Origin of the sequence: Paenibacillus radicis (ex Xue et al. 2023) (genome assembly GCF_024722015.1) — a bacterium.
Lineage (GTDB): Bacteria > Bacillota > Bacilli > Paenibacillales > NBRC-103111 > Paenibacillus_S.
This window is the reverse complement of record NZ_JANQBD010000002.1, coordinates 186,313-198,997: the sequence shown is the minus strand read 5'-3', so window position 1 is coordinate 198,997 and position 12,685 is coordinate 186,313. Positions and strand designations below refer to the sequence as shown.

At 41.2% G+C, this 12,685-nt stretch carries 14 protein-coding genes, 1 pseudogene, 1 riboswitch and 1 other annotated feature; all 15 genes and pseudogenes read left to right on the top strand.

What is annotated here, in order from left to right; genetic code table 11:
- Positions 1-9: 9 nt before the first annotated feature.
- The 15 genes and pseudogenes from NV381_RS03550 to NV381_RS03485 all read left to right on the top strand — a co-directional run bounded on the left by NV381_RS03550 (position 10) and on the right by NV381_RS03485 (position 12,665).
- Positions 10-603 (top strand): TetR/AcrR family transcriptional regulator, encoded by a 594-nt coding sequence (locus NV381_RS03550; protein ID WP_258211891.1) that lies wholly within the window; start codon positions 10-12, stop codon positions 601-603.
- Between the two features lie 42 nt (positions 604-645).
- Positions 646-1,284, top strand: coding sequence for a nitroreductase family protein (locus NV381_RS03545; protein ID WP_258211890.1), 639 nt, complete (start codon positions 646-648; stop codon positions 1,282-1,284).
- A 268-nt stretch (positions 1,285-1,552) separates the two neighbouring features.
- Positions 1,553-1,879, top strand: a complete 327-nt coding sequence (locus NV381_RS03540; RefSeq protein WP_258211889.1) for an ArsR/SmtB family transcription factor — start codon at positions 1,553-1,555, stop codon at positions 1,877-1,879.
- Positions 1,880-2,014: 135 nt separating this feature from the next.
- On the top strand, positions 2,015-2,395 hold the full coding sequence (locus NV381_RS03535) for a VOC family protein (RefSeq protein ID WP_258211888.1): 381 nt from the start codon (positions 2,015-2,017) through the stop codon (positions 2,393-2,395).
- Positions 2,396-2,638: 243 nt separating this feature from the next.
- Positions 2,639-3,436 carry an aminoglycoside 6-adenylyltransferase gene (locus NV381_RS03530; RefSeq protein ID WP_258211887.1) on the top strand — a complete coding sequence of 266 codons (798 nt, stop codon included), beginning with the start codon at positions 2,639-2,641 and terminating at the stop codon, positions 3,434-3,436.
- 64 nt (positions 3,437-3,500) lie between these two features.
- Positions 3,501-3,754 (top strand) — a binding site (T-box leader).
- Between the two features lie 72 nt (positions 3,755-3,826).
- Positions 3,827-5,503, top strand: coding sequence for a glutamine--tRNA ligase/YqeY domain fusion protein (locus tag NV381_RS03525; RefSeq protein WP_258211886.1), 1,677 nt, complete (start codon positions 3,827-3,829; stop codon positions 5,501-5,503).
- Between the two features lie 73 nt (positions 5,504-5,576).
- Positions 5,577-5,656, top strand: a riboswitch (ZMP/ZTP riboswitch).
- 57 nt (positions 5,657-5,713) lie between these two features.
- Complete coding sequence (locus tag NV381_RS03520) at positions 5,714-6,307, top strand: DJ-1/PfpI family protein (protein WP_258211885.1); 594 nt, start codon at positions 5,714-5,716, stop codon at positions 6,305-6,307.
- 28 nt (positions 6,308-6,335) lie between these two features.
- A complete protein-coding gene (locus NV381_RS03515) occupies positions 6,336-6,818 on the top strand; it encodes a GNAT family N-acetyltransferase (RefSeq protein WP_258211884.1) in 483 nt (160 codons plus the stop codon).
- A 43-nt stretch (positions 6,819-6,861) separates the two neighbouring features.
- The gene (locus NV381_RS03510) at positions 6,862-7,401 is read left to right on the top strand and encodes a hypothetical protein (protein WP_258211883.1); all 540 of its coding nucleotides are present in this window, start codon (positions 6,862-6,864) and stop codon (positions 7,399-7,401) included.
- Between the two features lie 261 nt (positions 7,402-7,662).
- Positions 7,663-8,709, top strand: a complete 1,047-nt coding sequence (locus NV381_RS03505) for a stalk domain-containing protein (RefSeq protein ID WP_258211882.1) — start codon at positions 7,663-7,665, stop codon at positions 8,707-8,709.
- Between the two features lie 138 nt (positions 8,710-8,847).
- Positions 8,848-9,165 carry a hypothetical protein gene (locus NV381_RS03500; RefSeq protein ID WP_258211881.1) on the top strand — a complete coding sequence of 106 codons (318 nt, stop codon included), beginning with the start codon at positions 8,848-8,850 and terminating at the stop codon, positions 9,163-9,165.
- A gap of 92 nt (positions 9,166-9,257) precedes the next feature.
- Positions 9,258-9,572: pseudogene (locus tag NV381_RS38350) on the top strand (NADAR family protein); the annotation flags it as partial.
- Between the two features lie 338 nt (positions 9,573-9,910).
- Entirely contained in the window at positions 9,911-10,384 is a 474-nt protein-coding gene (locus tag NV381_RS03495; protein ID WP_258211880.1) for a pentapeptide repeat-containing protein, read from the top strand.
- Positions 10,385-10,598: 214 nt separating this feature from the next.
- Positions 10,599-11,288: a metalloregulator ArsR/SmtB family transcription factor gene (locus NV381_RS03490; protein ID WP_258211879.1), complete on the top strand. Its 690-nt coding sequence runs from the start codon at positions 10,599-10,601 to the stop codon at positions 11,286-11,288.
- A 9-nt stretch (positions 11,289-11,297) separates the two neighbouring features.
- Positions 11,298-12,665, top strand: coding sequence for an MFS transporter (locus tag NV381_RS03485; RefSeq protein ID WP_258211878.1), 1,368 nt, complete (start codon positions 11,298-11,300; stop codon positions 12,663-12,665).
- The last annotated feature ends 20 nt before the right edge of the window (positions 12,666-12,685 follow it).

Below are 12,685 nucleotides of genomic sequence, written 5' to 3'. Positions count from 1 at the left end.
GGAAAACAAATGCCACGAATCTCGAAAGATCCCGAAGTACGGAGAAATGAAATTTTGGATGTTGCGATGGAGCTATTTAAAATCAATGGGTTTGAGCATACGTCAGTTAGCGATATTGTGAAAAAAATGGGAGTTGCTCAAGGGACGTTTTATTATTACTTTAGTTCAAAAGAAGAGGTCGTCAACGCAGCTTGCGAGCGTACTTTATCCTCAAGGCTTGCCGATGTGAAGCATACAACAGAAAACGCTGGATTGACCGCGTTCGAAAAACTGAGCAAAGTAATTTGGGATGCTATACCCACGCCTCAAGAACAAACCGTATTAGATTATCTGCATGATGCGCGTAACATCACCTTGCATCAGAAGTGGAAAGTCGCCGAAATTACGGCACTGATTCCTTACGTGGCGGAAATCGTCAGACAAGGTGTAGATTCGGGTGTATTCTCTGTTAAGCAGCCTGAAGAAGCCGCTGAGTTTCTGCTTATCGGGTCTGCCTTCTGGCTAGATGACGGTGTGTTCAGATGGACCGAAGAAGAATTGGCGAAAAAAAAACATGCGCTACGTTGGATCTTTGACCGGCTATTAGGAGGAGAAAAAGGCTAATGTTGGTTGCTTGTAAACCATCAAACGAAAGAGGAGATATCCATGCACGATGTGAACAAACGGAAGGACTTTAACGAAATCGTTACCGGACGCCGAGCGATTGCCAATTACGATCCCAATGTAAAAATCAGCCGCGAAGAGATGAGGGAAATTCTTACGGAAGCTACGCTCGCCCCGTCCTCTTTTAACATGCAGCCGTGGCGCTTTCTTGTAATCGAGAGTCCAGAAGCTAAAGCAATTTTATTACAGCTTGCTCCTTATAATGCTGCACAGGTAAATACATCTTCGGCAGTTATCGCTGTTTTTGGAGATCTTCAGATCGTATCCAATGCGGAAGAAATCTACGGCAAAGCAGTAGAACTCGGTTTTATGCCTCAGGAAGTGAAAGACAAGAAATTGGCAATGTCAGTGCCTTATTTTCAGAATCTATCTGTCGAAGCGAAGAAGGAATCCGTATTAATCGACAGTGGTCTCGTCTCCATGCAACTGATGCTGTCTGCCCGTGCACACGGATACGAAACAAACCCTATGGCCGGATTTAATAAAGGCCGGATTGCTGAAGCTTTCGGTCTCGAAGCGGATCGTTTCATACCTGTTATGTTGATCTCAATAGGAAAAGCGGCCAACGCTGGACACGGATCAGTTCGACTGCCAATCGAAAAAGTTGCTCAGTGGAAGTAACCTTCTCTTGCTCGATTCTCAAGCAAGGATCCCGCATATTGGGGATTTCTCGTTTCGATTTGAGGCTGCCTTATTTAAAGGCAGCCTCATCTTGTTTATTTAAATCCGATGCCAACGGCATTGAATTTTGAGATGAAATGTGTCTCAACCATTCCTTTTCAGTAATATTCCTGTTATGGTATATTTACTAAGGCAATGCAAATAAACTACAAATACAAATACTAACCAAGGATGCCTACAATAATCAGCAAGAGAACGGATGATGACCATGAATACTAACGTCATGAGTGCATTGGCAGAGCCTAACCGCATGCAGATTGTTGAGCTTTTGCGCGAAACTCCGCTCACTGTAGGGGAAATCGCCGAACGGCTGCAACTGCGCCAGCCTCAAGCATCCAAGCATTTGCGTGTTCTAAGTGAGGCTGGAATCGTGGAAGCCAAGGTGGATGCGAATCGTCGGATCTACAGGCTGCTACCTGATCCCTTTCGGGAACTGGACGATTGGCTGGAGAGCTACCGCGTCATCTGGGAGAAGCGGTTCGACCGCCTGGATGACTATTTACAGAAGCTGCAGGACAAGGAAACACGGATGTGAACGCTGTGGTAGAACAGGAATGGAATGAAGCTTGAAAGGTAAGATTAGGTGCCATTGGGTGTCATATACTTTGACGATGGACAGGATTAAGAGCATCGGGTTTAGAATTTAATAATATAAGGAGTAGAAAAACATATGATTAGTAAAGTTGGTCAAATTATGTTGTATGTAAATAACCAAGATGAGGCAGTCGATTTTTGGACAGAAAAAGTAGGATTTAGTGTGATTTCTGAAGAAAATAACGGTCAAGGAATGAGATGGATTGAAATTGCACCAACAAAAGGAGCACAAACAAGTATCATCCTACACAATAAGGATTTCGTTGCTAAAATGTCACCGGGGCTAAATCTTGGTACACCTTCATTAATGTTTTTTTCGGAGAATATCGATGAATTACGTAGTGAGTTATCAAATAAAAGTATCAAAGTCGGAGAAATTGTAAATATACCTTCCGGTAGAGTATTTAACTTTGCAGATAATGAAGATAATTACTTTGCTGTAATGGAAAACAAATAAATAATTACTAAATAAAATAACGATCAGCCATTGCGCTTATCGTAGCATTTGTGAAATTGAGCACTGAACCAATATCTAGGCGGTTGACAGAAATTGTCGGCTGCCTTTTCACTATTTAAAAGGTCTTTCAATAAGAACTTATATTGGTTCCGATTTAATAAATACTATTGAAATCAATATATCAGGTGTGTTATGTCGGCGTAATGCCTTTTTTAATAGGTTAAATTAACAGGGGTGATCAGGATGTTAAAACATCATGAAAAATTTGTTGAAAATGTAATAAAGAACATACAAGATGATGAACGCTTTGTAGGTATACTTGCTGGGGGTTCAATGATAAATAACAGTATGGATCAGTTTAGTGATCTTGATTTGATTCTTGTTTATGAGCCAACATATAAAGAGGATATTATGATGAACAGACTACAAATTGCAAATAAATTTGGTCATCTTCTAGCAGGATTTACAGGAGAACATGTAGGTGAACCTCGAGTACTAATTTGCTTGTACAAAGCACCTCTTCATGTAGATTTAAAATTTTTAACCATTGAGGAGTTAAAGGTTGGTGTGGAAAAACCTCTTGTGATGTGGCAACGGGATTCATCCTTAAGTCAGCTGGTTAATGAAACGAATTATTCTTTCCCTTATCCTGATTTTCAATGGATTGAAGATCGATTTTGGGTATGGGTACATTACGGTGCTACTAAACTTGGCAGAGGAGAGCTTTTTGAATTAATCGATTTCCTTTCATTTGTTAGAGGTACTGTTATTGGTCCATTAGTGTTAATGAATAACAATTTACTACCAAGAGGTGTTCGTAAAATTGAAATGAATGCGCCTGATTTTATCGAAGCATTAGAAAAAACAGTAGCTATTCACGAAAAAGAAAGTTGTTATAACGCAATGAAATCTACAATATCACTATATTTAAATTTTAGACAAGGTTATGAAGGCGATATCCAAATAAAATCAGAAGCTCAACAAGAATCCATTAAGTATTTAGAAGACGTATATGGAGGAATGCAGAAGTCCATATTTTAAGAATTTGAGTAAGAGAATAGCAGTTTACAAAAAAGGGAATCATTTGATATTATATAGTCAATATTCAAACGCGATGATGAGAAGAGTAAGGGAAAATGTTCTTGCACAGAGAGCTCCGGAAGCTGAAAAGGAGCAAAGAGCTTTTCCACGAAACAAGCCTCTGAGCAGCATGTCGGAACCTTCATTGGTGATGGCATGACGGGAGCTCCCGTTATAGAGCTAGAGTATAAGCATTGCCTGCAATGCCGTACTTGAAGAGGTTAATATGGCGACATATTAATGAACCTGGGGTGGTACCACGAAAATTTCGTCCCCAAGACAGAAGGTCTTGGAGGTGAGGTTTTTTTTGTTTCTGGGTACAACTTTCGCATTCATTAGGAGGAGTCGACATTGGATAATAAGAAGGAGCATCCTACAGAAAACTTTTTGTTAAAGCTGATTAGTCAGGAACTTGAACAGAGTGCATTTGGCAGGGATATGTGCACACGATTTCCTCCCGAGCCTAACGGTTATCTTCATATCGGAAGCGCCTACGCCATTCACTCGAATTATACAATAGCCCAAAGGTTTAACGGAACGTTTCACTTACGTTTTGACGATACAAACCCTCTTAAAGAGGACATTGAGTATGTGCATGGGATCATTGAGGATATCAAATGGCTTGGCTACGATCCGGAGGAACATATCTACTACGGCTCAGACTACTCGAACGAAATATATAATGCTGCTGTCACCTTGATCAAGCATGGTAAGGCCTATGTATGTGATTTAACGCCAGAGGAAGTAACGGAGTATCGAGGGACTTTGACGGAACCAGGCAGGAACAGCCCTTATAGAAACCGATCAGTCGAGGAGAATCTGGAGCTTTTTACGAAAATGAAAAATGGCGACTACCCAGCATCCTCCAAGGTTGTTCGCACCAAAATCGATATGGGATCACCTAATTTAAATCTACGAGATCCTGTTATTTACCGAATTATCCATGCTGAGCATTACAGGAAGGGAAATGAATGGTGCATCTATCCGATGTACGATTTTGCTCATCCTATTCAAGATGCGATTGAAGGTATTACGTATTCTTTATGCTCTATTGAGTTTAAAGATCATCGGCCCTTGTACGAATGGGTCTTGAGGGAGCTTGAGATTCCTGAGCCTCCACGGCAAAGGGAGTTCGGTCGGCTGAACTTAACTGGGGTCGTGACAAGTAAACGGTTCTTAAGGCAGCTGGTAGAAGGGGGCCACGTAGACGGTTGGGATGATCCAAGACTTCCTACCATCCGAGGACTTAGAAGACGAGGCTACACGGCAGAAAGCATACGCAGCTTTATTGAGGAGATTGGCAGCATCCGAAACCAAAGCACGGTTGATATTTCGCTCTTGGATCATTGTCTCAGGCAAGATCTAAAAGCAAAAACGATTAGCGTCATGGCTGTTTTGCAGCCTTTAAGGGTCATCATTACTAACTACCCGGATAATGACACGGAACTGCTAATGATTGAAAATAACAGCGAGAACGAGGCGCTAGGGAGTAGAGAGGTTCCTTTTTCCAAAATCATCTATATTGAGCGGGACGATTTTATGGAGCAGCCGTCCAAGGGTTTTCACCGGCTTAGCCTGAATATCGAGGTAAGGCTGAAGGGGGCGTATTTCATCAGGTGCGAGGAAGTGATTAAGGACCGGGATACCGGTGAAATTACAGAGCTCCGCTGTACCTACGATCCACTCACGAAGAGTGGTACCGGGTTTGCCGGGCGTAAGGTAAAGGGGACGATCCATTGGGTCTCAGAGAGCCACGCGGTTAAGGCTGATATCCATCTATATGAGAAATTGTTGCTTGACCAGGAGAACCCGAAGGATAACGAAGATTGGACGACCAAGATAAATTCTGACTCAAAGGTTACCCTAAAGGACGTTTTAATGGAACCTTTCGTTGAACATGCCCACCGGGAACCGAATTTTCAATTCTTACGTCATGGCTATTTTTGCCTAGATAAGAAGTATACAACCGGTGAACGCCTTGTATTTAACCGTATCGTGTCGTTAAAGGATACTTGGAGTAAAAGATGAAGCTTTGAAAAAGCTAGTTTGAACATTATTTATTGAAAATATTGGTATTTATGTGTATGATTATTTATAACTTAATACTGTGTGTGACTGGCGTAAACATGGAGAACCATGAGGGAGTACACAGATAAATAGCCGTACGCCTGGGCAAAGTATTTGATCAATGATCAAATGCTTTTTTTGTTTTCATAATAGAAAGGTCAGGTGTTCCAAATGAAGATGGCTTTTATTCTGTTTGACCAAATGACAACGTTAGATTTCGTCGGGTTTTATGATGCCATAACACGTCTTAGGATCTTAAAACTTATGGAGGATGTGTCTTGGGATGTGTGTGCAACCCAATCGGAAGTTACAGATGAATTAGGCATCAAAATGAAAATAGAACATGTTTCTCCTGACTTATCTCAATATGATTTAATATTTGTTCCAGGTGGAATCGGGACAAGAAAACTTAAAGATGATGTACAATTTCTTAGATGGTTAAAGACAGCAAACAATGTTCAATATAAGGTTTCTGTTTGTACAGGAGCATTACTATTAGGGGCAGCTGGCTTTTTATCTGGAAGAAGGGCCACAACAAACCCTCAAGCTTACGATTTTCTCGAACCATATTGTGAAGAAGTAGTTAGAGCAAGAATTGTTAGGGACGGAAATGTTATTACGGGTGGCGGAGTTGCTACTTCGATTGACCTGGGTTTGTACCTACTTGAATACTTTACTGATGCAGAAACGGTACGAAAAATACAAAAATCTATGGACTATCCTTACTATCAGACAGGTAAACTCGATTCTGACTATATTTATTGAAGATACTTAATATCAGGGGGGTGCTCAGATGAACATTCGACTTATTACATGTAATGACACAGTGGATGTTATAAACATTATGATGGAACATCGCATACAATTTCCAAATTTCATAATAGAAAAATATCCGTCCAGATGGAATGAGTTCTTTAAGGATGAAGATGATAAAATTGGATTTTTTGTTGCATGTGACGACGGGGAGAGCAATGCAATCCATGGCCATGCAGGATATATATTTAACGATGAGGTAGGCTTTTATGAAATAGTGGGAGTAGCAGTAAAAAAAGACTTACAACGTCAAGGTATCGGTAAGGAGTTAATCAACACTATTTGTAACAGAATTAAAAAGATGCAGCAAAGTAAGATTATTCTTTACACATTAGGTCATGAGATGAATGAGACTACATTAACATTTTATCGAAATATAGGCTTCGACATGGTATCCGAGGATAAAGACTTTTTTAGAAGTGGTTACAGTAGAGTTACGTTTATTAAGGATCTTACCCATTAAGCTGATTGAACAGATGTATATTACTGTATTGCGAGGTTTCGTTATGATAGATTTTTTATGCCATTATTTTGATGAAGCTACAGGACCTTTTCGCAATTTATCGGATCTGGAACCAGCAGAAGCTGAACAAGTTCTTAACGAAATTCGTGTTCAGAGGAAGGGATTTGCGAGTAATAGATCAATGGACTATCTGACAATTCGTCGAAGTCTTGAAACGAAAGCAAGAGAATTATTTATTCTTAAAGGTGGAAAGCCTATTCGAAGATATCCTCATTACATGACTGTTGGAGAGTGTCCATGGCTCTTAGAGTGGTTTGAGAAGAGCAAGGAGCTTCGTATACCAGTTGCATTATTCGATCCTGATTCCATAAGCTTTACGTATGGGGATTTGTTTCCAACGATGAGATATATGGATGGAAAGAAGTACCGGGGACAGGTATATACATTAAATGAGATCAATCAAGTAATAAATGAATTCGGAATACCGCAAGAATGGAATCCTCAGGGTAATTATGGACCAGAAAGGTACATAGAAGTACAAGTTTGGGATGATGAACCATTAAGCGCTTGGCTTTTGAAATAACGGAGACTAAAGCTCAATTATTTGACTATTTACTTTCCAAAGAATGTAGCAAGTATCGTAATTCCGTTGTATCGCATACTTCTTTGTTTAACGTATGATTTTTTATATATTTTGTTCTCCTGCATAAAGGAATTTTATGGTACTTGTAGAATGTTAACCTCAATGGAAGCTGCGGCTAAGGTTTGATAATACCTAATAATCAGGCTTCGGTCCGTTAACATTCCAGATGGTAATAACTATAATATTTAGGAGGGTATCCAAATGAAGTTGAGTGTTACCGTTTTACTAGTCTTACTCCTGTCTTTCACAGGTGCCGGGACGCTATTCGCAGCAGATCAAAAGATGGCGAATGACCAGGCGACTGTCCAGGTGGACGGCCGCAATATTGTGTTTCCGGATGCTAAGCCATATTCGGTATCGGCAAGCGTTTACCTCCCAGTCAGGATCGTTGCTGAAAATATGGGGATTCCAGTTATTTGGGATGTGAATACTAAATCGGTACGTATCGGTGAGGGAGATACAGTTGTAACGTTTAAACCTGAAGCTACTATGAGCGGGAATAAGCCCTTTCTGAAGGATAATCGGGTCTATGTCGATCTTACTTTCATTCAAGACAAGCTGGGTGCTGGAGTTGTCTGGACTAAAGAGACAATGGCGGTTTCTATCAAGACCAAATCGAATGTGTTAAAGGGAGTTCAGTTGTACAAGCAGTCAATGGTGAAGCTAACCGGCGAGAAGGTGATCTACGTCGATCCTTATAAGGTGGATGGCGAGCCTATGGATGGAGACATTATTTTTATTACACATACGCATGGTGATCATTTCAACATCAATGATATTCAAAAGGTAGCTAAAAAAGATGCTACAATTGTATTTCCAACTAAAGAGCAGGACAAAGTGACAGCAGCCGGATTCGAAAAAGTGGTCGGTGCAGTTCCTAATGAAGAAGGGACTGTGGAGGGTATTTCTTATAAGGCTGTACCTGCGTATAATACTCAATCCAGTAATCATCCGAAAGATAAGGAATGGGTAGGGTATATTATTAAGGTGAACGGAGCGTCATACTACATGGCTGGGGATACGGATTTGATTCCGGAGATGAAGGACATCGATGCAGACGTTGCATTCCTTCCAATGGGTGGCACGTATACGATGGCTTACGAGGAAGCAGCTAAAGCAGCAAATATTATTCATCCGCGAATTGTTATCCCGTATCATTATGCCGATGTAGTCGGCACCCGAGACGATGCGGTAAAATTTATTGATTTGATTGAACCTGGAATAACAGCTATATTGATGAAAGAATAGTAGGAGTTCAATAACAAAGTGGATGGGGCTGCTGGTAACTACGGCAGCCTCATTGTGCTATATGGCAGGACAACTTGGTGACTATGCAGAATTATTGAAGCAAACAAAGGTTGCAAGATTTTTGAGGAGGGTATGAATATGAAAGTATGCCTAGTTGTTAGAGTAATTGACGAAAATGAGTATATGCTTGCTGGTTATATTAGAAGTATAGAGTTACCTTTTGTTCCAACCTTAGGTATGAAATTTAAACAAGGAAGTGGTACCACTATGTGGGAAACTGAACTTGGAGAGCTGAGTCCTGTGATAAAAGAAGTTGTTTATAATCTTGATGAAGAGACTGTTTATTGTTTGTTTGAGATAAATGAACCGCTACAATCGAGTTTTTGGACAGAAATTCCAACAGATGTTCTTGAAGACAGCTTTGAGCTAAATCAATTTGATACTATTCCCGATTAAAGACAATAAAAAATAATTTATGGGAGTGGTACGAATGAAAGAGAAGTTTACATTCTTTTGGAGGACGCAATCGCCTTTTTAAAGATCCAAGACAACAGAAAGCATTAGGTAGAGCTGTTAAAAATTTTGATAGAGTAGTCTGGGAAAGTAAATGCAGAGAGTATGTTTACTTGGCAAATAAGGCCAAATTTTTGCAGAATGACGTTATTCTAAGAGAGCTGCTTAAAACTGTTGGTACAACGATTGTTGAGGCAAGTCCCGATGACAACATTTGGGGAATAGGGTTATCAGCTGAGGATCCAATGGCTCAAAACAGATCTACTTGGAGGGGAACAAACTGGCTTGGTGAAGTTCTAACCAAGTTACGTGATGAGCTAGCAGTTCGACAAAACAACAATTTGGGATGATCCATTCCTCCGAAACCAAAGAGCAGTATGCCGCGGCAGCTGCTCCATGGTTTATTAAACCACTTGTTCGATATCGATTATAGATTCCTCTCCAACAACGTCCAAGTAGAGTCATTGATTTTCAAGCATCCAGCAAGAAGTCCATTGAGGAGACGGCGCATGGGCTTTTTATTATCACTTTTTATGGTTAATGAGAAATATTTTATACTTGGAAATGCAATGTGGGCAGTCCGTCGCTACGAAAAGGCAGGATAACATAATGGATAAAAGAGGTTAAATTGGATTTATAGAGAAATAACATATGTAGTTTAATTGATATATACGGAGGAGAAACAATCATGAATTTAAAGGTGGAGACATTCGACTTACAAATGGCAGACATCACTGCTTCTAAGCTACAGGATGTCAGAGCTGAGGAGCTTGATATCAATAATGTCAGCTTAGCAAAGACAAAAATTAATAACACGAACATGAGCAAAATGAATTTGAATGATGTAAACATGGGTGGAATGAAGATTTCAAATGCTAATTTATCTAGTGTAGAAATCAAGCATGCTAATTTTAGTCACGCTGTTCTTGATCATGTCCATTTATTTGGAACAGAATTTCACAATGTGGTCCTTCCTAAGGAAGAAGACGGAAACTATAATCCCGAAGGACAATATAAACCAATAAGTTTTCATAACTGTAATCTGTCAAATGGGCAGCTAAGAAACTGTGATTTATCAAATGTTGAGATCGTAGATTGTGACATTTCAGGATTAAAAATAAACGGTATCCTAATTTCGGATTTAATCAATAACAGAGCTTGATAATAAAATACTCGTGATCCACCCCCACTATCCCTAAGTAAGCAGTTCCCATAAATTGAAGCCTAACATCATCAACTGCTTACTCCCCTTTTAAGCCCCCTAGAAGGACTTGAACCGTACATCCCACATCCCATATTGCATTAATAAAAGTTTTGACAATGAAAGGAAGATTATATATAATTCAATTGAATTCTTGAATATAGGTGGCGATGAGATGGATGTACCCAACGGAAGACCTTTCAAAGATGCTATTTATAAACAATTTGCTCGGATCGGAAAATGTTTATCTAGCGAAAGGCGGCTTGAACTTCTCGACCTGCTATCTCAAGGCGAGAAGTCCGTCGAAAAGCTTGCTCAACAGACGAATATGACCATAGCCAACGTGTCTCAACATCTTCAAGTCCTCTCTGAAGCTTGTTTGGTGACATCTAGGAAGAAGGGAACATTTGTGTATTATGAGTTGGCGAACACGGCGGTCAATGAATTATTGCTGTCTTTATGGAGAGCAGGAGAGCACCAGCTATCAGACGTACAGAGGATAAAAGAACAATTTTTGAATCCTCGTGACAGCTTTCATAAAGTTACTTTAGATGAAGTATTGTCCAGACAGAAGCTGGGAGAAATCATACTAATTGATGTACGACCTATCGAAGAGTACGAATATGACCATGTTCCTGGAGCGCTTTCCATTCCGATGAATGAATTAGTAGAGCAAATGAATAAGCAGTCTAGTAATCTTGATATTGTAGTTTACTGCCGCGGTCCTTACTGCGCATACGCGGCACAAGCAGTAGAGGAGTTACGTAATAAAGGGTTCCAAGCATACCGGTTGGAAGAGGGGATAAATGAGTGGAAACAACACATGAAGTCCTTACGGTTTTCGGATGAAAGAATAATGAGGTGACATTATATCATGGAGCTCAAAGAGACCGCGGTCAAACGAAGAGAAATGCTGCTTATTACTGCTGTAGCTCTCGGCACCTTGCTAAACCCGCTCAATACCACGATGATTTCGGTTGCTTTGGCCCGGTTGCAAGAGGATTTCCAGCTTACATTTGCCGACGTATCCTGGCTTATCTCCACTTATTATTTGGCCAGTGCGATCGGACAGCCGCTCATGGGCAAGTGGAGCGATTTGTTCGGCCGCAAAAAGGTGTTTATGCTCGGGCTGCTGCTCGTGACCTTGTCGTCGAGCCTCGCTCCGCTGTCTCCTAGCTTCGGTTGGCTAATCGGGTTTAGGATCATCCAGGCTATGGGCAGTTCGGCTTTGTTTCCGTCCGGCATGGGAATAATCCGTAGTCAAATCACTTCCAATCAAGCGAAGGCGCTTGGCATCATATCGATATTTTCCAGCACATCGGCTGCATTCGGTCCCTCACTCGGAGGATTGTTACTGCACTACGGAGATTGGCCTCTGATTTTCATTTGCAACTTTCCGTTTATTATCGGTTCCTTTTTGCTAGCGTGGAAGGTATTTCCAAAAGATCCAAAAACGGCCGGACGTGCCGCCGATATGGATTGGCCGGGCGTCGCGTTATTTTCTGCTACCATTTTCATGTGGCTGCTGTTTTTCCTGTCGCTGGCTGATGGATTAAGCCTATGGAAGCTCATAGTCGGAGCGGGATTGTCGTTCTGGCTTTACCGATATGAGCTCAGACAAAGCAAGCCGTTTATCAATGTTGCATTTTTGCGGAAAAATATGAATGTAACCCGTATCTATGTGCAGTTTATTTTGACGAATATTGCGTTTTATTCTATCATGTTTGGCATTCCGTCTTACTTGCAGCGTGTGCAGATGATGGACCCGCAGAAGACAGGTCTTGTCATGTTGTCGATCGCCGGCTTTAGTGTATTGGTTACGCCGCTGGTCGGGCGCTGGATTGACCGGAGCGGATCAAAGCCGCCGCTGATTGCCGGTACGGCTTCGGTCGTTGGGGGAAGCTTGCTGCTGTTGCTCATTCAGGATCAGGCGAGCGCGGTGACGATATTCCTAGTGCTTTGCGTGCTCGGGATCGCCAACGGCTTTAACAATTTGGGCATGCAGACGGCACTTTACGATTTCGTAACGAAAGAAGAAACCGGTATTGCCTCCGGACTTTTCATGACTTCCCGGTTTATCGGAACGATTCTTTCTTCTAGCCTGCTTGTAGCGCTCTTCGGCAAAAACATCACCACCCCGCATCTGCACAGTATGGCGTGGATATGTGCGGGAATTGGTGTACTGATGCTTGCTTTGACCGTGAGGATGCCCAGAGGGAACATGCGAAAAGGTGTTGAATGACGAGTAGTCGGACGTTCAGA

What these genes read in the sequence shown, in the direction of transcription:
- NV381_RS03550 (WP_258211891.1), top strand. Translation starts at nt 10, where the DNA reads ATGCCACGAATCTCGAAAGATCCCGAAGTACGGAGAAATGAAATTTTG.
- NV381_RS03545 (WP_258211890.1), top strand. Translation starts at nt 646, where the DNA reads ATGCACGATGTGAACAAACGGAAGGACTTTAACGAAATCGTTACCGGA.
- NV381_RS03540 (WP_258211889.1), top strand. Translation starts at nt 1,553, where the DNA reads ATGAATACTAACGTCATGAGTGCATTGGCAGAGCCTAACCGCATGCAG.
- NV381_RS03535 (WP_258211888.1), top strand. Translation starts at nt 2,015, where the DNA reads ATGATTAGTAAAGTTGGTCAAATTATGTTGTATGTAAATAACCAAGAT.
- NV381_RS03530 (WP_258211887.1), top strand. Translation starts at nt 2,639, where the DNA reads ATGTTAAAACATCATGAAAAATTTGTTGAAAATGTAATAAAGAACATA.
- NV381_RS03520 (WP_258211885.1), top strand. Translation starts at nt 5,714, where the DNA reads ATGAAGATGGCTTTTATTCTGTTTGACCAAATGACAACGTTAGATTTC.
- NV381_RS03515 (WP_258211884.1), top strand. Translation starts at nt 6,336, where the DNA reads ATGAACATTCGACTTATTACATGTAATGACACAGTGGATGTTATAAAC.
- NV381_RS03510 (WP_258211883.1), top strand. Translation starts at nt 6,862, where the DNA reads ATGATAGATTTTTTATGCCATTATTTTGATGAAGCTACAGGACCTTTT.
- NV381_RS03505 (WP_258211882.1), top strand. Translation starts at nt 7,663, where the DNA reads ATGAAGTTGAGTGTTACCGTTTTACTAGTCTTACTCCTGTCTTTCACA.
- NV381_RS03500 (WP_258211881.1), top strand. Translation starts at nt 8,848, where the DNA reads ATGAAAGTATGCCTAGTTGTTAGAGTAATTGACGAAAATGAGTATATG.
- NV381_RS03495 (WP_258211880.1), top strand. Translation starts at nt 9,911, where the DNA reads ATGAATTTAAAGGTGGAGACATTCGACTTACAAATGGCAGACATCACT.
- NV381_RS03490 (WP_258211879.1), top strand. Translation starts at nt 10,599, where the DNA reads ATGGATGTACCCAACGGAAGACCTTTCAAAGATGCTATTTATAAACAA.
- NV381_RS03485 (WP_258211878.1), top strand. Translation starts at nt 11,298, where the DNA reads ATGGAGCTCAAAGAGACCGCGGTCAAACGAAGAGAAATGCTGCTTATT.